Origin of the sequence: Sphingopyxis sp. UBA6723 (genome assembly GCF_002454115.1) — a bacterium.
GTDB lineage: Bacteria > Pseudomonadota > Alphaproteobacteria > Sphingomonadales > Sphingomonadaceae > Sphingopyxis.
Genome location: NZ_DKIH01000013.1, coordinates 460,012 through 480,372 on the forward strand (window position 1 = coordinate 460,012; position 20,361 = coordinate 480,372).

The following is a 20,361-nucleotide window of genomic DNA, read 5'->3' on the forward strand; positions in this document are numbered from 1 at the left end:
ACGAAAATATTCAGGTCGCGCCACCCGTATTCGCCGGCAACCGATAGCGGTCGCTCCCAATTGCAACCTCGATCATGCCGTCACCGACAATCGTGACTTTCGCAGGTTCAGCCCCGTCCGCCGACACCACCCCGCGCCCATCGGTCGTGATCTGCAACCGACGATAGCCGACGTTGGGCCGCCCGACGACCAGCACCGTCCCGTCCACACCGCTCATCTCCTCGACGGTGCAGGTGCGGTCGAACAGCTTGGCGCCTTCCAGGGCGCATTCGATACGCCCGTTCGCCGCCGCGTCGCGCGACCCCCGCGCTTCGGCTTCGGCCAGATCGCCATTGTCGGGCGCGCCGCCGCATGCCGCCAGAAGCAGGAACCCAACAAAGGCCCCCAGTTTCCGCATTACTTGCCCTTCAATTGCGACAAGTCGCGCACGGCGCCTCTCGCCGCGCTCGTCGTCATCGCGGCATAGGCCTGCAGCGCGACCGAAACCTTGCGCGGGCGCGGCTTGGCGGGTTGCCAGGCGGCGTCGCCTTTCGCCTCCATCGCCGCCCGTCGCCGGGCGAGCTCGGCGTCCGGCACGGCAAGGTGGATCGTGCGATTGGGAATATCGATTTCGATCAAATCGCCATCTTCGACCAGCCCGATCAGGCCGCCCTCAGCGGCTTCGGGCGAGGCATGGCCAATCGACAGCCCCGACGTGCCGCCTGAGAAACGCCCGTCGGTGACCAGCGCACAAGCCGCGCCCAGCCCCTTCGATTTCAGATAGCTCGTCGGATACAGCATTTCCTGCATCCCCGGTCCGCCCTTCGGGCCCTCGTAGCGGATGACCACCACGTCTCCCGCGACGACCTGACCGGTCAGGATGCCCGCAACCGACGCATCCTGGCTTTCAAACACCTTCGCCGGCCCCGAAAATTTCAGGATCGATTCGTCGACCCCCGCGGTTTTCACGATGCAGCCATCGACCGCCAGATTGCCCGACAGCACCGCCAGCCCGCCGTCTTGGCTGAACGCATGCGACGCCGACCGGATCACGCCGTTCTCGCGGTCCAGATCGAGCGAGTCCCAGCGTCGCTCCTGACTGAACGCCACCTGCGTCGGCACCCCGCCCGGCGCCGCCATGAAGAATTTCTGCACCTCGGGATCATTCGTCCTCGAAATGTCCCATTTATTCAGCGCATCGCCCAGCGTCGCGCTGTGCACCGTCGGCAGATGCGCGTGGAGCAGGCCGGCACGTTCCAGTTGGCCGAGGATCGCCATGATCCCTCCCGCGCGGTGGACATCCTCCATATGGACGTCCGACTTGGCGGGCGCGACCTTTGACAGGCACGGCACCCGGCGCGACAGGCGGTCGATGTCGGTCATCGTGAAATCGACCCCGGCCTCGAACGCCGCCGCCAGCAAATGCAGCACGGTGTTCGTCGACCCGCCCATCGCAATATCAAGGCTCATCGCATTCTCGAACGCCTCGAACGTCGCGATATTGCGCGGCAGGACGCTGTCGTCATCTTCCTCATAATGCCGCTTGCACATCTCGACGACGATCCGCCCGGCGCGCAGGAACAATTCCTTGCGGTCGGCGTGGGTTGCGAGCTGCGAACCATTGCCCGGCAGCGACAGCCCGAGGGCTTCGGTCAGGCAGTTCATCGAGTTGGCGGTGAACATCCCCGAGCATGAACCGCAGGTCGGGCAGGCCGCCTGCTCGATCGCCAGCACCTCTTCATCGCTGTATTTCTCATCCGCCGCGGCGACCATCGCATCGACCAGATCGAGCGCCACCGTCTTGCCGTTCAGGACGACCTTACCGGCCTCCATCGGCCCGCCCGACACGAAGACGACGGGGATGTTGATGCGCAGCGCCGCCATCAACATCCCCGGGGTGATCTTGTCGCAGTTCGAGATGCACACCATCGCGTCGGCGCAATGCGCGTTGACCATATACTCCACGCTATCGGCGATCAGGTCGCGGCTGGGCAGCGAATAGAGCATGCCGTCATGCCCCATCGCGATCCCGTCATCGACCGCGATCGTATTGAATTCCTTGGCGACCCCGCCGACCGCCTCGATCTCGCGCGCGACCATCTGGCCCAGGTCTTTCAGATGGACATGGCCGGGGACGAACTGAGTGAAGCTGTTGACCACCGCGATGATCGGCTTGCCGAAATCGCCATCCTTCATCCCCGTCGCGCGCCACAGCCCGCGGGCGCCCGCCTGATTGCGGCCATGCGTGGTGGTGCGCGAACGATAAGAAGGCATTTTTCGATATCCTAGAAACATTATTACAAATTTTGGCGACTGAAAGCGCCTCTACACGCCTATCCCGCGATGTTCAACGCCACTTTCTGGCACATGCGCGCCAGCCGCGCCGCAAACAGCGCCTGCCCCGCCGCATCGCCAACCAGGTCCTGCCGCATCTCGATCCCGACATAGGGAATAGCATTGCCCTCGGCATGGCGGTTCATCGTCGCGTTGAGGAGCTTGCCCGAATAGGGCAGCTGATCGCCGACATTCAGCTCTTCGGCCTCCAGCGCCGCAATTGCCGTCGAAGCGAGCCGGTCGTCCTCATTGTACAGCACCCCCACATGCCAGGGCCGCTCCTGCTCGGGATGCGCCGCCAGTGACGGGGTAAAGCTGTGCAGCGACAGGATCATCGCCGGGCGATGCGCCGCAATCGTCGCAGCAATATGGTCGTGATAGGGCCGGAAGAACCGCGCCAGCCGCGCCTCGCGCGCCGCGTCGTCCAGCGCATTGCCCGGCACCGCATGCCCGTCGCTGGCGATCGGTAGCACCCCCGGCGCGTCCTCCTCGCGGTTGCAATCGACGACCAGCCGCGACACACCGCCCAAGATCGCTGCATCGACCGCGCCCTCCGCAACCAGCAGCGTAGCGACCTCGGCCACCCCTATATCAATCGCGATATGGTTGGTCAGCAGCGGGGAATCGATGCCAAGGTCGATGTCATCCGGGACATGGTTCGACGCATGATCGGCAATCAGCAGGATGCCGCCCGCGCGCGGAGTGCCAAGCTGGCGCCACGCCTCGCTCATCGCAGCGCACCCGCCAGCTGCCACCAGTGCGGATGACTCTGCGCCAGCGACTCCGCCGCCGCATCGCGCTCGGCCGCTGCATCGAACAAGGCAAAACAGGTCGCCCCGGATCCCGACATGCGCGCGAGCCAAGGCCGCAGCGCCCCGAGTTCGAGCAGCACATCGGCAATCGCCGTACACTGCGCGATCGCCGGACGCTGCAAGTCATTGCGCGCCGCCAGCAACTGCGCCCGCCCCGCCGGATCGCCGAACAATTCCCCGCGATCGATCCCGTCCCACGCCGCAAACACTGGCCCGGTCGCAACCGGCTGGCGCGGGTTGACCAGCAGCACCGGCGTCCCCGCCAGCTGCAATTCGGGAACCGGGCTCAATTCCTCGCCAACCCCGACCCCCAGACAGGTCGCGCTCGCGACGCACGCGGCAATATCGGCGCCGAGCGGGCTGATGACCCGCGCTAGCACCGCATCGCCCAGCTCGGGCAGGAAATGCGTCCGCACCAGCCGCGCCATCGCCGCCGCATCCGCCGACCCGCCACCGATCCCCGCCGCAACCGGCAACCGCTTGGTCAGCGTCATCGCCAGCGGCGGCACCCGGTCGGCGCCGTAGCGCGCGCGCAGCAGCGCCAGAACCTTCATCACCAGATTATCCGCGCCGTCGCTCAACCCCTCGGCAAATTCGCCGACGATGGTCAGCCGATCCGCATCCGCCACCTCGGCAACGATCCCGTCGCCGCCATCGACGAACGCGAACAGTGTCTCTATCTCGTGATAACCGTCACTCCGCCGCGCCCGCACATGCAGCGCCAGGTTGATCTTCGCCCACCCCGTCTCGATCATCGCCCTGCTCATGGCGCGGTCGTCGCCGCGGTCAGCCCGTCGCGCAGCTTTGCCGCCAGCCGCGTCGCCATCTCCGCCTCCGCCAGCAGTGCCGCCGCGCGCCATTTATATCGCGCCTCGAACCTGCGCCCCGCCTGCCAATAGGCATCGCCCAGATGCTCGACGATCACGGCGTTGGCCGGCTCGCCGCGCTGCGCCTTTTCGAGCAGTTCGACCGCATCGTCGGTGCGCCCGGTCAGGAAAAAGGCCCAGCCGAGCGAATCGGTGATGCTGGCATTCTGCGGCTCCTGCGCCCACGCCGTCTCGATCCGGGCCAGCGACTGCTTGACATCCTTGCGTCGTTCGAGCGCCGAATAGCCCGCGAAATTCAGCACCGCGGCATCGTTCGGACGCAGCGCTACCGCGCGTTCCATCAATGGCGCCGCGGCGTCCCATTCGTCTGCCCGCAACAACAACTCCGCGCGCGCGATCAGTAACGAGCCGCGCAGCATCTGGTCGCCCTCGTCCTCGCCCAGCGCCGCCTCCAGCCGTTTATAAGCGCGCGCGGCGGCTTTCGGATCCTCCGAGCGCCGCGCAATATCGGCCAGCCGCACCAGCAGGCTGCGCGGCGCATCACCCGCCGCTGCGGTTTCGGCCAGCTTCGTCGCCTCCGCCAAGTCGCCGCCATCGGCCAGCAATTCGGCGCGCCGCATCGCCAGCACTGGCGGCCAATCGGCGCGCCCGCCGTCGATCAACGCCGCCGCCGCATCGCGCTGGCCATTGCGGTCGAGTGTTTCGACCAGAGTCGCACGCACCGCCCAATCCGCATCGTTAAGCCAAAAGGCGGCGCGCGAGAACAGCAGCGGCAGTTTGGTGTTGCCGTTCGGCACCCGCGCCAGCCCGTCGGCAAGCAATCCCAGCCATTGCGCCACCCCGGCCCGCGGCGTCGTCACCGCCTGATCGGGCAGCAGCAGCATCGGATCCTCGCGCTGCTCCGCCGCCAGCGCGATCCGCCCGCGCAGCCGCTCGGCCGCATCATCCTGCCCCGCCTTGTCGAGCGTCGCCGCCAGCCGCAGCCCGACCAACTGGCTCGTACGGTCGGTCAAAACAATCGCGTCGGTCAGCGCCGCCGCCTCATCGGCGCGCTTGGTTGCCAGCTGCACCAGCGCCACCTGCAAGGTGAGCGCCGGTTCGGGCCGCGTCCGACCGCTGACGTCGAGCAAATGCCGTTCGGGCTGTTTTTCGCGCGCACCGACGTCGATCCACGCATTGACCGTCGGCAGGATCAGCCGCGCGATCGTGTCGGCGCCCGTCTTGTCGCCGCGGCCCGACATAAAATCGCGCGCCGCTTTCCAGTCCGACCGCCGCATCGCATCGACCATCAGCACGAGCTGCGCATCGAACCGGCGATCGCCCGCGGTCCAAAGCTGCAACGCCGCGGTGCGCGCCGCGGCGAGGTCGCCGGCTTCGATCGCCTGTTCCAATATCCGCCCGCGCACCCCGGGCAGGCCCGGCGCCAGGCTCGATACATCGGTCAGCGCCGCCAGCGCCGCAGCGGGCTCACCCCCCGCCTCAGCCAGCCGCGCCCGCACCAGCGCGTTCAGCGCCGCGCCGCCATCGTCGGCGGCCCGCACCGGCGCCGCCGCGGCGAGCCCACCAACGGCCAGAAACGCCCGCGCGAACTTACATATTCGGGTAATTGGGGCCTCCGCCGCCTTCGGGGGTAACCCAGTTGATATTCTGGGTCGGATCCTTGATGTCGCACGTCTTGCAATGGACGCAATTCTGCGCGTTGATCACGAATTTGGGATCGCCCGTTTCCTCGCCGACAATCTCGTAAACCCCCGCCGGACAATAGCGCTGCGCGGGCTCGTCATACAGCGGCAAGTTATAGGCCACCGGGATCGACGGGTCTTTGAGCTGCAAATGGACCGGCTGGTCCTCTTCATGATTGGTGTTCGACACAAACACCGAGGACAAGCGGTCGAACGTAAGCACCCCGTCGGGCTTGGGATAATCGGGCTTCGGCATCATGTCGGCGCGGTACAGGCTCTCATTGTCCGGATGATGCTTCATCGTGAACGGGACTTTGATCTTGAGCGTTTCCAGCCACATCGTGATCCCCGACAGGATCGTCCCGCCCAGATCGCCCCATTTTTCGACGAGCGGCAACACGTTGCGCACCACGCTCAGTTCTTTCTTGACCCAGCTGTCGTCATACGCCGCCTGATAGGCGTCGAGCGTGTCGCTGCCGCGCCCTGCGGCGACCGCGGCAAACGCCGCCTCGGCCGCCATCATCCCCGATTTCATTGCGGTGTGGGTGCCCTTGATCCGCGGCACGTTCAGGAAACCGGCGCTGTCACCGATCAGCGCGCCGCCCGGAAACGCCAGCTTCGGCACCGACTGATACCCACCATCGCTGATCGCACGCGCGCCATAGGAAACGCGCTTGCCGCCCTTCAAAATCTTCGCGATCTCGGGATGCGTTTTCCACTTCTGCATCTCCTGGAAAGGGGAGATGTGCGGATTGCGGTAATTGAGCCAGGTCACGAAACCCAGCGCAACCTGCCCGTTCGCCTGATGATAGAGGAACCCGCCGCCATTGGCATGTTCGTCGAGCGGCCAGCCCTGCGTGTGAATCACCCGGCCCGGCGCATGATTTTCGGGATCGATGTCCCACAATTCCTTGACGCCCAGCCCATAGACCTGCGGCTCGCAGTCGGCGTCGAGGGCGAATTGCGGTTTCAGCATCTTGGTCAGATGCCCGCGCACGCCTTCGCCAAAAAAGGTATATTTCGCGTGGAGCTCAAGGCCGGGCGCATAGTCTGCCTTGTGGCTGCCATCGCGCGCCACGCCCATGTCGCCGGTGGCGACGCCCTTGACCGAACCGTCGTCGTTATAGAGGATTTCGGCCGCCGGAAAGCCGGGGAAGATTTCGACCCCCAGTCCTTCGGCCTGCTCGGCCAGCCAGCGGCACAGATTCCCCAGACTGCCGGTGTACGTGCCCTTGTTGTGCATGAAACCGGGCGTGATGAAGTGCGGCACCCCGATCTTCTTGGTCTTGGTCAGCACCCAATGCTGGTTGTCGTTGACCGGAACCTCGGCCATCGGACAGCCCATGTCGCGCCATTCGGGCAGCAGTTCGTCGAGCGATTTGGGATCGATCACCGCGCCCGACAGGATATGCGCGCCGACCTCGGACCCTTTTTCCAAGATACAGACCGACAGCTCGCTGCCCGCGTCATTCGCCAATTGTTTGAGGCGGATCGCCGCCGAAAGTCCTGCCGGCCCAGCACCGACGATGACCACGTCATAGGGCATCGATTCCCGTTCGCTCACTTGGCTAACCCTTTCTGCCGTCCCGGCGCCGATCGTTCATCGTAAGCGGCGCTCATTCTGTCACGAAATGCGATGCCCGCCAATTGACGTGTCCGTCAACAGGCTGTTTGGATAAATCACATGGGTGGGTCACAATCAGCCTTGCTGGCGGAAAGCATAAGCGACTGGTGGTCGCTGGCGGGCGTCGATGCGCTGGTGGGCGAGGAACCGGCGGGCTGGCTCGTCCTTCCGCCGGCGAATGACGCTGCGTCACCGCGGCCCAAACCGACCATAGCCCCCGAACCCGAAGCGGCGCCCCTGCCCGCCATTTTGCAGCGTCAGGAATCGCCGCAACCTGTCGAAACTAAGGGACCGGTCGTCTTTCCCGATGCTTGGGACGGATTTCAGCACTGGCTCGCGACCAGCGACGATGTGCCGGGCAGTCAGTGGGACGCGCGCCGCATTTTGCCCGTCGGCCAGACCGAAGCGCCGCTGATGCTGCTCACTGCATGGCCCGAAATCGACGACCAGCGCGACGGCGCCTTGTTCACCGGTGCCGCGGGCCAGCTACTCGACGCCATGCTCCGCGCTATCGGGACGACGCGCGACGCTTGTTATGTTGCCAGCCTCGCGGTCACCCGCCCCGCGGGGGGCCGCTGCGACGGCGCCGAGGCCGCCGAGCTCGACCGGCTGCTCTGGCATCATCTGCGGCTCGCGAAGCCTGAGCGCCTTCTGCTGATCGGCAGCGACATCGTCCGGATGGCCGCAGCGAGCGAATTACCCGAAACCCGCGGAAAGTTACTCGATATTAACCAAGATGGCGGCAAGGTGGAGACGGTGGCTGTGGCGCATCCCGCGATGCTCCTGGCCCGGCCCGCGCAAAAGGCGGCGGCCTGGGACAGCCTGAAACTGCTCAACCGGGGACGTTGACAGATGAAGATGATGACCAGAAGTTTGATTTCCAGCGTTATTTTTTCAGCAGCCGTGGCGGCGACGCCCGCTTTGGCCGCCGATGCCAGCAGCCGCGACATTATCGCGGCCCCGCAAACGGTACCCGACATTTTGTCGTCGAAACAGAAACAGCTTTATACGCAGGTGCTCACCGCGATCCGCGGCCAGCGCTGGGCCGATGCCAAGGCATTGCTCGACGGGTCGGAGGGTGGCCCGCTCACCGATTTCCTGCGCGCCGAACTGCTCACTGCACCCAACAGCCCGCGCGCCGAAGTCGCCGACATCCTGCCGATCCTGTTGCGCTCGCCCTATCTGCCGCAGGCCGAACAACTCGGCCGCCTCGCCACCAAGCGCGGCGCAACCGACCTGCCGTCGCTCCCCTCACAAGCGCGCCTCGCCTGGGCCGGCAGCGCCCCGCGCCGTCTGGGCGCCGACGCGATCAGCAGCGACCCCGTGGCCGCCGCGCTGACCCGCACCATCCCCGATCGGATCAAGAATGACGACCCCGCGGGCGCCGAGGCTTTGCTCAACGCGGTCGCCGACCGGCTAACCTCCGAAGCCCGCGACGAATGGCGCCAAAAGGTCGCCTGGTCCTATTATATCGAAAATGACGATGCGAACGCATTGCGCCTCGCCGCTGAATGTTCGGGCGGGCGCAGCGCCTGGTCGACGCAGGGCGCGTGGGTTCAGGGGCTCGCCGCTTGGCGCACCCGTGACTATCCCACCGCACTCACCGCCTTCGATCGCGTATCGCGCGAAGCCCCCGACAGCGAACTGCGCGCCGCGGCCTATTATTGGGCCGCCCGCGCCGCCATCGCCGCCGGTCAACCCGCTGCCGTGCAATCGCGCCTGCGCGCCGCCGCCGCCAATGAAGAAACCTTTTACGGGATGCTCGCGGTCGAAACGCTTGGCGTCGCGACCAACAGCCAGCGCGAACTGGTCCGCGCCGATCGCTCCGCCTGGCGCGCGCTTGAAAACCTGCCCAACGTCCGTGCCGCGATGGCACTGTCGGAAATCGGCGAGGATAAATATGCCGATGCGGTCCTCCGCCATCAAGCGCGGATCGGCGATATGCGCCAGCACGAGCAGTTGCTTGCCATGGCGGGCGCGCTCAGCCTGCCTGAAACGCAGCTTTATCTCGCCCACAACACGCCGCAGGGCCGCAAACCCGCCGCGCACGCCCGCTATCCGCAGCCGAAATGGGAACCCAATGGCGGGTGGAAGGTCGACCCGGCGCTGGTCTTTGCCCACACCCTGCAGGAATCGCGGTTCCAGCGTGCCGTCGTCAGCCCCGCGGGTGCCAAGGGATTGATGCAGGTCCGGCCCGGCACCGCGCGCGACGTCGCGCGCTGGCGCGGCGACACGATCGACACCCGCGACCTTTCGATCCCCGCCGTCAACATGGACATGGGGCAAAGCTATCTGCAATATCTGGCGCGCGACGCCTCCACCGGCGGCCAGCTGCCCAAGGTGATCGCCGCCTATAACGCCGGCCCCGCCCCGATCGCGCGCTGGCAGTCCGAAATCCGCGACAATGGCGACCCGCTGCTCTATATGGAATCGATCCCCTATTGGGAAACGCGCGGCTATGTCGGAATCGTGCTTCGCAACTACTGGATGTACGAAGCGCAGCAGGGCAAACCCTCGGTCAGCCGCGCCGCGCTAGCGCAGGGCAAATGGCCGCGCTTCCCCGATAGCAAGGACCGCACCCGGCTGACATACGCCGGTGGCTTGGCCAATGCCGATTGACGAAAGCCTGACCTTCAAACCCGTCCGGATCGCGCTCCTGACGATTTCGGACAGCCGCAGCGCGGCCGAAGACCGCTCGGGCGACAAGCTGGAGGAATTGCTGACCGCCGCGGGTCACATCCTCGCCGCGCGCGCGATTATCAAGGACGAAACCGACCTTATCGTCTCGCGCCTCCACAACTGGATCGACGACCCCGACGTCGATGTCGTCATCACCACCGGCGGCACCGGCCTGACCGGCCGCGACGTGACGCCCGAAGCGCTGCACCGGCTCGACGGCAAGGATATTCCCGGCTTCGGCGAACTGTTCCGCTGGCTCAGCTACCAGACGATCGGCACCTCGACGATCCAATCACGCGCCTGTGCGGTGGTCGCGCGCGGCACCTATATTTTCGCGCTCCCGGGTTCGACCGGTGCGGTGACCGACGCGTGGGAAGGCATTTTGGCGACCCAGCTCGACAGCCGGCACAAGCCGTGCAATTTCGTGGATTTGATGCCGCGGTTGATGGAGTAACTCCCACTCCGTCATCCCGGCGAAGGCCGAGATCTCTCCCTATCGTCACCCATCACCGGTGAGATCCCGGCCTTCGCCGGGATGACGATGCAACAATGTTCTTTCTTTGTTCCTATTGCCGCGATATCCTCTCTCGGTGGAATCCACCAAACCTCTCCCCCCGATCTCCGGCCGCGGCGCTCCCGCCAACCCGCGCCCAACCCGCACCGGATCGCTCGACCGCGAACCCGACGGCGACTGGCTAGACGCCGCGGAGCTCATCGACGGCACCCCGCCGCCGCTGCGCACCACCGTCACCGTCGAACATCCCAAAACGATCATCGCGCGCAACACCTCCCCCGACATCGGCTTCGACCGTTCGATCAACCCCTATCGCGGCTGCGAGCATGGCTGCATCTATTGCTACGCGCGCCCGACCCACGCCTTTCACGACCTCTCCCCCGGGCTCGATTTCGAAAGCCGCCTGTTCGCCAAGCCCGATGCCGCAAAGCTGCTGCGCGCTGAGCTGGCGAAGCGCGGCTACATCCCCGCCCCGCTCGCGATCGGCACCAATACCGACGGTTACCAGCCGATCGAGCGCGACTGGGGCATAACCCGCTCGGTGATCGAGGTGCTCGCCGAAACGCGCCACCCGCTGCTGATCACCACCAAATCCGACCGGCTGCTCCGCGATATCGACCTGCTCGCCGATATGGCGCGCGACAATCTGATCGGCGTCGCGATCTCGGTCACGACGCTCGACCCCGCTCTCGCGCGCACCCTTGAACCGCGCGCCCCGCACCCCAAACGCCGTCTCGCCGCAATCCGCCAGCTGATCGACGCCGGGGTACCGACGCAGGTCAATATCTCCCCCATCATCCCTGCGATCACCGATCACGAGATCGAAGCGATCATGGCCGCCGCGGCGCAGGCCGGCGCGATCCGCGCTTCGTACATCCTCATGCGCCTGCCTTATGAGGTCGCGCCTTTGTTCCGCGCCTGGCTCGCCGCCCACTACCCCGACCGCGCCGACAAGGTGATGCACATGGTGCAGGACATCCGCGGCGGCCGCGACAATGACGCCGGGTTCTTCACGCGGATGAAGGGCAAAGGGGTGTGGGCGCAGTTGATCCGCACCCGCGTCAAGCGCGCGGCGCGCGAGCATGGCATGGATAGGCGGTTTCCGTCATTGCGCAGCGACCTGTTCAGGCCGCCCGAGCGCGACGGGCAGATGGAGTTGTTCTAGTCCCCGTCATTGCGAGCGAAGCGAAGCAATCCAGAGCGGTTTACGCGGGCTCTGGATTGCTTGGCTTCGCTCGCAATGACGAAGTGGTTTACACCCCCGCCAGCGACTTAAGCCTATAATCCTTATAATCATCCCGGATCTGCCGCTTCAAAATTTTCCCCGTCGCCGTATGCGGCAGCTCGTCGACGAACACGACCTCGTCGGGCAGCCACCATTTGGCGATCTTGTCCTGCAGATATTCGACGATGCTCGCCTCGCTCACCTCGGCGCCCGGTTTCTTCACGATCAGCAGGATCGGCCGCTCGTCCCACTTCGGGTGATAGACGCCCACGGCTGCCGCTTCCTGCACCCCCGGCGCACCCACCGCGGCATTTTCCAGTTCGATCGACGAAATCCATTCGCCGCCCGACTTGATCACATCCTTCGCCCGGTCAGTGATCTGCATGACGCCATCGGGATGGATCACCGATACGTCGCCCGTATCGAACCAGCCGTCGGCATCGGCCGCATCGGCATCGGCCTTGAAATAGCGCTGGATGATCCACGGCCCGCGGCATTGCAGCCGCCCGCTCGTCACCCCGTCGCGCGGCAGTTCCTTATCTTCGTCGTCGACGATGCGCAGCTCGACCCCGAACGGCGGGCAGCCCTGCCGCGCGACCACATCGACGCGCTCGTCAAAACTCATCTCGTCCCAGTTCCACGGCCGCTTGCCCATCGTCCCGATCGGGCTGGTTTCGGTCATCCCCCATGCGTGGCCGACATCGATTCCGGCGCGCATAAACCGTTCGATCATCGCGCGCGGGCACGCCGAGCCGCCGATGATCACGCGGTGCAGCTTGCCATAGTCGATCCCGGTCGCGTCCATATGCGCGAACATCGCGATCCACACCGTCGGCACCCCGGCGCTGTGCGTAACGCCCTCACTATGCATCAGATCGCACAGCACCGCGGCATCATTGGTCGCCGAAAAGACGAGCTTGGCGCCCACGGTCGCCGCGGCAAAGGGAATGCCCCAGCTGTTGGCATGAAACATCGGCACGATCGGCAGGATCACGCTGCGGTTCGACATGTCGAACACATCGGGCTGGATCTCGGTGATCGCGTGGATGACGTTCGAGCGATGCTCGTAGAGAACGCCCTTCGGGTTGCCCGTCGTACCGCTGGTGTAGCACAGCCCGACCGGATCGCGCTCGTCGAGATCGACCCACTCAAAGCTGCCATCCTCGGCGTCGATGAGGTCGCGGTACGACTTGTAATCCCCCTGCGCCGGCGCATCGAACAGGATGAAATGCTCGACCGTCGGCAATTGTCCGCGCAGCCGCTCGACGATAGGCAGGAACATCACGTCGAACAGCAGCACGCGATCCTCGGCATGGTTGATGATATAGACCAGCTGTTCGTCGAACAGCCGCGGGTTGACCGTGTGCAGCACCCCGCCGATCCCCGCGCTGCCGTACCAGCTGACCAGATGATGGCCATGGTTCATCGCCAGCGTCGCGATGCGGTCACCTTTCTTCATACCCAGCCGGGTCATCGCCGCGGCAAAGCGCCGCGCATCCTGCCCGACCTCGCCCCAGTTCGATCGCGTCAAACTGCCATCGGCCCAGCGCGATATGATTTCGCGCCCCGCATGTTCGCGCGCGGCATGGTCGATCAGGCTGGTGACCAGCAGCGGCTGGCTCTGCATTCCGGACATTCAAGCATTCCTCTCTCGTTTCCCCAAGGAATAAGGCGAGGACGGTCCATGTGGCAAGGGGCATCGAAAACTGGCGATCCTCCCTGTGGCGCAGCCATGGGGAGGGGGACCGCCGCGAAGCGGTGGTGGAGCGGCCGCGACGGTAGTGTGAAAGCCCCTCCGTCAGCGCTTCGCGCTGCCACCTCCCCATCGCTACGCGACAGGGAGGATCAACGGTGCCTATCCGCGCACCCGAAAATCGCGCGGCGTCACCAGCGACAGCGCGGTTTCGCTTATCCCGGCGACGGTTTCGAGCCGCCCCACGACATCGGGGCCAAGCGCGAAGCGGCGCCCCAGGCATATCCTGATCTCGCCGCCGGTGTCGGGATCGTCGGCCACGACGATCACCTTGCCGCGCGCATCGTCGCGCTTTTCCAGCAGTCGCGCCATGTCGGCGATCGCCTCGGGCAGTGCGACGCGGCACGTCAGCTCCAGCGCCGCGGTCGCCGCGATCTCGGCCAGCGGCTGCGCTCCGCGCACCGTCACGCGCGGCGTTTCTTCGCCTTCGAGCAGGTCGAGCTCGACCGACAGGATCGCACAGCCGCCATCGACCGCCAGCGTCTCGAGCAGCTTGCACGTCTGTTCGTCGAAACAGCTCGACTGGAATTGTCCGCTGCGATCGGACAGCGTCAAATTCAGGAACCGGTTGCCGCGCTGCGACACCCGCGCCTTGGCGTTTTCGACCATGCCCGCCATCATCATCGGAATGCGCGTTCCCGGCGTCATTTCGACCTGCGAGCAGATGTCGCCATAGGTCCGCGCGCCGCGCGCCGCGACGATCGCCTCATATTGTTCGACCGGGTGCGACGAGAAATAAAAGCCGAACGCCTCCTTCTCGCGCGTCATCCGCTCGGCGAGCGTCCATGGTTCGGCGGTCGGCAGTTGCAACACCGGCGCGACGTCAATGTCGCCGCCGAACAATCCGCCCTGCCCGGTCGACCGCTCGTGCGCCGAGCTGTTGGCGCAGGCGAGCAGGCTTTCGGCCCCGGCATAGGCGCGCGGGCGATTGGGCTCGATACTGTCGAACGCCCCCGCCCCCGCCAGCGCCTCGATCTGACGCCGGTTGAGCTGCTTGGGGTCGATCCGCGCCGCAAAATCGTCGAGGCTGACAAAATCGCCCTTCGCGCGCCGCTCGGCGACTAGTGCCTCCATCGCCTTCTCGCCGACCCCCTTCAGTGCACCCAGCGCGAACCGCACCGTCAGTTCGTCGCCGCTCTGCCCGACCGAAAAATCGGCCTCGCTTTCGTTGATCGACGGCGGCGCCACCGCGATGCCCGACCGGCGCATGTCATCGATAAAGATCGACAATTTGTCGGTCTGATGGCTGTCGAACGACATCGACGCGGCAAAAAATTCGTGCGGATAATGCGCCTTCAACCACGCCGTCTGGTACGACAGCAGGGCGTAAGCGGCCGCATGGCTCTTGTTGAAACCATAGCCCGCAAATTTGTCGATCAAGTCGAACAGCTCGTTCGCCGCCTTGGGCGCAATCTGGTTATGCTCGCCGCACCCTTTGACAAAGGTGTCGCGCTGCGCATCCATCTCCGCCTGCACCTTCTTGCCCATCGCGCGGCGCAGCAGGTCGGCGCCGCCCAGGCTGTAGCCGGCCAGGATCTGCGCCGCCTGCATCACCTGTTCCTGATAGACAAAGATGCCATAGGTTTCGGACAGGATCTCTTCGAGCAACGGATGCGGATAGGCAATCGGCTCGCGCCCGTTCTTGCGCGCGCCGAACAGCGGGATGTTGTCCATCGGTCCCGGACGGTAAAGCGCGACGAGCGCGATGATGTCGCCAAAATTGGTCGGCTTCACCGCCGACAGCGTGCGCCGCATCCCCTCGGATTCCAGCTGGAACACACCGACCGTCTCGCCGCGCTGGAGCAGCTCGTACACCGCCGGATCGTCCCAACTCAGCGTGTCGAGATCGACGTCGATGCCGCGCAGCGCCAGCAACCGCCGCGCTTCTTTCAGCACCGACAGCGTCTTCAAACCGAGAAAGTCGAACTTCACCAGTCCCGCGCTCTCGACATATTTCATGTCGAACTGCGTCACCGGCATGTCCGAACGCGGGTCGCGATAGAGCGGCACCAGCTGGTCGAGCGGGCGGTCGCCGATCACCACGCCGGCGGCGTGGGTCGAGCTGTGCCGCGGCAGCCCTTCCAGCTGGCGCGCCATGTCGAACAGGCGCCGCACCCCGTCGTCCTGCTTATACTCGGTCATCAGCTCGCTGACGCCGTTCAATGCGCGTTCAAGCGTCCACGGATCGGTCGGATGGTTCGGCACCAGCTTCGCCAGCCGATCGACCTGGCCATAGCTCATCTGGAGCACGCGGCCGGTGTCCTTGAGCACCGCGCGCGCTTTCAGCTTACCAAAGGTGATGATCTGCGCGACGGTGTCGCGGCCATATTTTTCCTGCACATAGCGAATGACTTCGCCGCGCCGCGTTTCGCAAAAATCGATGTCGAAGTCGGGCATCGACACGCGCTCGGGGTTGAGGAAGCGTTCGAACAGCAGGCCGAGTTTCAGCGGATCAAGATCGGTAATCGTCAGCGCCCAGGCGACGACGCTGCCCGCGCCCGACCCGCGACCCGGCCCCACCGGAATATCCTGCGCCTTCGCCCATTTGATGAAGTCGGCCACGATCAGGAAGTAGCCGGGGAACCCCATCTGGGTGATCACCCCGACCTCGAAATCGAGCCGGTCGATATAGGTTTGCCGCTCCTCGTCCGACAGCTCGGCATAAAGCGCCAGCCGCGCTTCGAGCCCGTCGCGGGCATCGCGCGCCAACTGCGCCGCCTCCGCCTCACGGTCACCGGCCAGGCTCGGCAGGATCGGGGCGCGGTTGGGCGCCATGAACGCGCAGCGCTGCGCGACGACCAAGCTGTTGCGCATTGCCTCGGGCAGGTCCGAAAATGCGTCCTCCATCGCCTCGGCGGGCTTGAGCCACGCCTCGGGGCTGCTCATCCGCCGGTCGGTGCTTTCGACATAAGCCGACTGCGCGATACAGAGCATCGCGTCGTGCGCGGGGTGGAATTGCGGTTCGACAAAGCTCGCCGGATTGGTCGCCACCAGCGGCAACGCGCGCGCATAGGCCAGATCGATCAGCGCCTTTTCGGCAGCGATCTCGGCGGCATCGTCGCGCCGCGACAATTCGATGTAGAGCCGCCCCGCAAACAGCGCCTCCAGCTGCTCGATATAATCATACGCCGCAACCGCCTGCTCGCCCGCCAGCAAGCGCGTCAGCGCGCCCTCGCCGCCCGCGGTCAGGCAGATCAGCCCGTCGGTCCGCCCCGCCATGTCGGCCAGCGTGACATGCGGGTCCATCTCGACGGGGCGGCCCAGATGGGCGTGCGACACCAGCGCACATAGATTGCCATATCCCGCCGCATCCTGCGCATAAAGCGCCAGCCAGTCGATCTGCGGCGCGCCATTCGCCAGCCGCTGCCCCGGCCGCGCGACACTGAGCAGCGCCCCGACGATCGGCTGCACCCCCGCCGCCTTGCACGCATCGCCAAACGCCATCGCGCCGTACAGCCCGTTGCGGTCGCAGATCGCGATCGCCGGAAACCCGCGCTCGCGGGCGGCTTTCGCGATCGCCTTCGGCTCGATCGCCCCTTCGAGCATCGTGTAACTGGAAAAGACGCGCAGGGGGACAAAGGGGCTGTAGGCCATGGCGGGGACGCTAACGTGACGGAGATGATTCGACCATCATCTCAATTCACAAAAACGTCATTGCGAGCGAAGCGAAGCAATCTCCAGCTATCGTGGCCAATGAACGATGGCTGGAGATTGCTTCGCTTCGCTCGCAATGACACGCTTGGGGACGTTACCCCAACAATGCCTCAATCTCTTTCCGCAGTTGCTCAGGCTTCGTCGTCGGCGCATGCCGCGAAACCACCTTGCCGTCGCGCCCGACCAGGAACTTGGTGAAATTCCACTTGATCCCGCTGCCCAGCAGCCCGGTCTGTTCCTTTTTCAGATGCTTGAATATCGGGTCGGCGCCGTCGCCATTGACCTCGATCTTCGCCATCACCGGAAAGCTGACGTCATAGGTCAGCGAACAGAAATTCTTGATCTCGTCGGCATCGCCCGGTTCCTGCGCCCCGAACTGGTTGCACGGAAAGGCCAGCACCTCGAACCCGCGATCCTTATACTCGCGGTACAGCTCCTCCAGCCCCTCATATTGCGGGGTAAAGCCGCATTTGGACGCCGTGTTGACGATCAGCAGCACCTTGCCGGCATAGGACGACAGATCGCCCATCGTTCCATCGGCCAGTCGAACGGGAAAGTCGGTGAGCTTGGTCATTTTTCTACTCCTTGTATCGCGCCAGTCGATCGTCGAGATTGGCACGAACGCCGGGCCATTCGGAAGCGATGATCGAATAGACCACCGAATCGCGGATATGGCCATCCGCCATCACCAGATGTCCGCGCAGGACGCCGTCGAGCTTGGCGCCAAGCCGCTCGATCGCGACGCGCGAACGATGGTTCAGCCAGTCGGTGCGCAACTGAACGACATGGCAGCCAAGCGTGTCGAAAGCATGGGCCAGCAGCATCCGCTTTGCTTCGGTGTTGAGGCCGGTGCGTTGGACATGCGGCGCATAGATTGTCCCGCCAATCTCCACCCGGCGATGGGCTTTGGCCATGCGCATGAAGCGCGTCGTGCCCGCAATGGCGCCTTCGCTGTCGAGTACCGCGAATGCCATGGTGCGATACGCGGCAGTTTCCGCCCAAATGCGCGCAAACCAGTCATCGTCGGGCGATGTGGGGACGCCGGTGGTGAATTGACCGGCTAGCGGAGTCAGCACCTTTACCAGTGCCGACGCGTCGTCGTGTTCCAGCGGGCGAAGCGTGACATGCTTGCCGCGCAGCGTCGGCGGGTCGGTCCACGCGCTCATGCCTACGTCTCGATCCGCCCATCGTGCAAGCGCAGCACACGGTCCATCCGCGCCGCCAGCCGTTCGTTGTGCGTCGCGACCAGCGCCGCCGAGCCATGGTCGCGCACCAGCGACACGAACTGGTCGAACACCCGGTCGGCGGTCGCCTCGTCCAGATTGCCGGTCGGCTCGTCCGCCAGCACCAGCATCGGCCGGTTCGCCAGTGCGCGCGCGACCGCGACGCGCTGCTGCTCGCCACCCGACAGCTTGCTCGGCTTATGCTGCAACCGCTCGCCCAGCCCCAGCCGCCCGAGCAGCTCCGCCGCGCGTTCCTCGGCGTCGGCCTGCGCCGTCCCGCGGATCAGCTGCGGCAGCACGACATTCTCTATCGCGTTGAAATCGGGCAGCAGATGGTGGAACTGATACACAAAGCCGATCTTCTCGCGCCGCGTCTTGGTCCGCTCGCCCTGGTCATATTGGGTGACATCGGCGCCATCGATCCGGATCGTCCCGTCGAACCCGCCTTCGAGCAGCCCGACCGCCTGCAACATGGTCGACTTGCCCGACCCCGACGGGCCGAGCAGCGCCACGATCTCGCCGCGCCTCAGATGCGCGTCGACCCCGCGCAACACGTCGATCGTCACATCGCCCTGCGTGAAACTGCGCTTGAGCGCGACCAGCTCGAGGATCATGTCACTCATAACGCAGCACCTGCACCGGATCGGTATTTGCCGCCTTGAACGCGGGATAGAGCGTCGCGAGGAAGCTGAACACCACCGCCATCAGCGCAATCCCGGCAATCTCGAACGGGTCGGGCTTCGACGGCAATTCGGTCAGGAAGCGGATCGACGGATCCCAGAGCGGCTGGCCGGTCAGAAACTCGACCCCGCGCAGCACGCCCTGGCGGAAATAGAGCAGCCCGAACCCGAGCGCCATGCCCATCAGCGTCCCGGCAATGCCGATCGACAGGCCGATCGCCATGAAGATGCGCAGCACCGCATCGCGCGGCGCCCCCATCGTACGCAGGATCGCCATGTCGCGCGTCTTGGCGCGCACCAGCATGATCAGTGACGACACGATGTTGAAGGCGGCGACCAGCACGATCAGCGACAGGATGACGAACATCGCAACCCGCTCGATCGAAAGCGCTTCGAACAGACTGCTGTTCATCTGCCGCCAGTCCGAAACCACCGCCTGCGCCGCGACCTTTTCTTTCAGCGGCGCCAATATCTCGCCGACCTTGTCGGGGTCGGTCACCTTGACCTCGATCATCCCGACCTGATCGCCGGTCAGCAGCAGCAATTGCGCATCCTCCATCGGCATCACGACGTACATTTTGTCGAAGTCATAGACCCCGATCTCGAACACCGCGGTCACCCGGTAACTGATCTCGCGCGGTACCGTTCCGAACGGCGTCGACCGTCCCGCAGGATTGATGATCGTCAGGTTCGATCCGACCGTCGCGCCGATATTGCGCGCCAGTTCGCTGCCGATCGCGATGTTGCCCGAATTGGCGGTCAGGGTGTCCAGATTGCCCTGCAGCACTTTGCCGCCCAGCGTCTGGTTACTCCTAATATCTGGGACGGTCATGCCGCGCACCAAAATGCCCTCGACCCGGCCGTTGAAGGTCGTGAGCAGGGGCTGTTCGATCAGCGGCGTCGCCGACACCACATCGGGGGTCGCCCGCGCCTGTTTCAGCACATCGCGCCAGTCGTCGAGCCGCCCGCCAAAGCCCTGCACCACCGCATGACCGTTGAGCCCGACAATCTTGTCGAACAGGTCGGCGCGCACCCCGTTCATCACGCTCATCACGATCACCAGCGCCGCCACGCCCAGCGTGACCGCAACAAAGCTGAACGCCGCAGCGACAAAGATGAACCCTTCGCCGCGCTGCGGAAGCATATAACGTTTGAAGATGGTGCGTTCGTATGGACGCAGGATCATGGAGCAATCGGCCTTTGCGGCGCATGTGGGATGACACGCATCCCGCCGCTTTACGCAGCACCGGCAACGCTGGCAATGGGCGCCCGCATGACGTCATCTTGCGAGCGAGTCGCAGAATATGTTGCCCATCAGCCACAGCGGCAGTCAAAAGTGCCGCCCAACGGCTTCCACAGGGTGACAAACGGGGCC

16 protein-coding genes are annotated in these 20,361 nt (G+C 65.1%); 4 read left to right on the forward strand and 12 right to left on the reverse strand.

The features are described 5' to 3' along the window. Window positions 1–10: 10 nt before the first annotated feature. The 6 genes from B4F07_RS15535 to B4F07_RS15560 are packed head-to-tail and all read right to left on the reverse strand — an operon-like array spanning window position 11 to window position 7,198. A complete protein-coding gene (locus B4F07_RS15535) occupies window positions 11–397 on the reverse strand; it encodes a hypothetical protein (protein WP_293700804.1) in 387 nt (128 codons plus the stop codon). Continuing rightward, window positions 397–2,253 (reverse strand): dihydroxy-acid dehydratase, encoded by a 1,857-nt coding sequence (gene ilvD / locus B4F07_RS15540; RefSeq protein ID WP_293700805.1) that lies wholly within the window; start codon window positions 2,251–2,253, stop codon window positions 397–399. The genes B4F07_RS15535 and ilvD overlap by 1 nt, the downstream gene beginning before the upstream one ends. 59 nt (window positions 2,254–2,312) lie before the next feature. After that, a complete protein-coding gene (locus tag B4F07_RS15545) occupies window positions 2,313–3,044 on the reverse strand; it encodes an N-formylglutamate amidohydrolase (protein WP_293700806.1) in 732 nt (243 codons plus the stop codon). After that, a complete protein-coding gene (locus B4F07_RS15550; protein WP_293700807.1) occupies window positions 3,041–3,892 on the reverse strand; it encodes a 4-(cytidine 5'-diphospho)-2-C-methyl-D-erythritol kinase in 852 nt (283 codons plus the stop codon). The genes B4F07_RS15545 and B4F07_RS15550 overlap by 4 nt, the downstream gene beginning before the upstream one ends. Further along, window positions 3,889–5,493 carry a hypothetical protein gene (locus B4F07_RS15555; RefSeq protein ID WP_293700808.1) on the reverse strand — a complete coding sequence of 535 codons (1,605 nt, stop codon included), beginning with the start codon at window positions 5,491–5,493 and terminating at the stop codon, window positions 3,889–3,891. Before B4F07_RS15555 ends, B4F07_RS15550 begins: the two co-directional genes overlap by 4 nt. Window positions 5,494–5,542: 49 nt before the next feature. Further along, on the reverse strand, window positions 5,543–7,198 hold the full coding sequence (locus B4F07_RS15560; RefSeq protein ID WP_293700809.1) for an electron transfer flavoprotein-ubiquinone oxidoreductase: 1,656 nt from the start codon (window positions 7,196–7,198) through the stop codon (window positions 5,543–5,545). A 120-nt stretch (window positions 7,199–7,318) separates the two neighbouring features. On the opposite strand from B4F07_RS15560, the gene B4F07_RS15565 reads away from it, so the two are divergent. The 4 genes from B4F07_RS15565 (at window position 7,319) to B4F07_RS15580 (ending at window position 11,616) form a co-directional block, all read left to right on the forward strand. Next, window positions 7,319–8,107: a uracil-DNA glycosylase family protein gene (locus B4F07_RS15565; RefSeq protein WP_293700810.1), complete on the forward strand. Its 789-nt coding sequence runs from the start codon at window positions 7,319–7,321 to the stop codon at window positions 8,105–8,107. Between the two features lie 3 nt (window positions 8,108–8,110). Continuing rightward, a complete protein-coding gene (locus tag B4F07_RS15570; RefSeq protein WP_293704884.1) occupies window positions 8,111–9,877 on the forward strand; it encodes a lytic transglycosylase domain-containing protein in 1,767 nt (588 codons plus the stop codon). After that, window positions 9,867–10,391, forward strand: a complete 525-nt coding sequence (moaB, locus tag B4F07_RS15575) for a molybdenum cofactor biosynthesis protein B (protein WP_293700812.1) — start codon at window positions 9,867–9,869, stop codon at window positions 10,389–10,391. The genes B4F07_RS15570 and moaB overlap by 11 nt, the downstream gene beginning before the upstream one ends. 136 nt (window positions 10,392–10,527) lie before the next feature. Continuing rightward, window positions 10,528–11,616 carry a PA0069 family radical SAM protein gene (locus B4F07_RS15580; protein ID WP_414711701.1) on the forward strand — a complete coding sequence of 363 codons (1,089 nt, stop codon included), beginning with the start codon at window positions 10,528–10,530 and terminating at the stop codon, window positions 11,614–11,616. 88 nt (window positions 11,617–11,704) lie between these two features. On the opposite strand, the gene B4F07_RS15585 is transcribed toward B4F07_RS15580, so the two are convergent. From B4F07_RS15585 to B4F07_RS15610, 6 genes are all read right to left on the reverse strand, one after another. After that, the gene (locus B4F07_RS15585) at window positions 11,705–13,303 is read right to left on the reverse strand and encodes a long-chain fatty acid--CoA ligase (RefSeq protein WP_293700955.1); all 1,599 of its coding nucleotides are present in this window, start codon (window positions 13,301–13,303) and stop codon (window positions 11,705–11,707) included. Window positions 13,304–13,531: 228 nt separating this feature from the next. Further along, window positions 13,532–17,023: a DNA polymerase III subunit alpha gene (gene dnaE, locus B4F07_RS15590; RefSeq protein ID WP_293700813.1), complete on the reverse strand. Its 3,492-nt coding sequence runs from the start codon at window positions 17,021–17,023 to the stop codon at window positions 13,532–13,534. Between the two features lie 154 nt (window positions 17,024–17,177). After that, the gene (locus B4F07_RS15595) at window positions 17,178–17,657 is read right to left on the reverse strand and encodes a glutathione peroxidase (protein WP_293700814.1); all 480 of its coding nucleotides are present in this window, start codon (window positions 17,655–17,657) and stop codon (window positions 17,178–17,180) included. Window positions 17,658–17,661: 4 nt separating this feature from the next. Beyond that, entirely contained in the window at window positions 17,662–18,249 is a 588-nt protein-coding gene (locus B4F07_RS15600; RefSeq protein WP_293700815.1) for a GNAT family N-acetyltransferase, read from the reverse strand. A 2-nt stretch (window positions 18,250–18,251) separates the two neighbouring features. Further along, entirely contained in the window at window positions 18,252–18,929 is a 678-nt protein-coding gene (locus B4F07_RS15605) for an ABC transporter ATP-binding protein (RefSeq protein WP_293700816.1), read from the reverse strand. Continuing rightward, entirely contained in the window at window positions 18,922–20,172 is a 1,251-nt protein-coding gene (locus B4F07_RS15610) for a lipoprotein-releasing ABC transporter permease subunit (protein WP_293700817.1), read from the reverse strand. The genes B4F07_RS15605 and B4F07_RS15610 overlap by 8 nt, the downstream gene beginning before the upstream one ends. Between the last annotated feature and the right edge of the window lie 189 nt (window positions 20,173–20,361).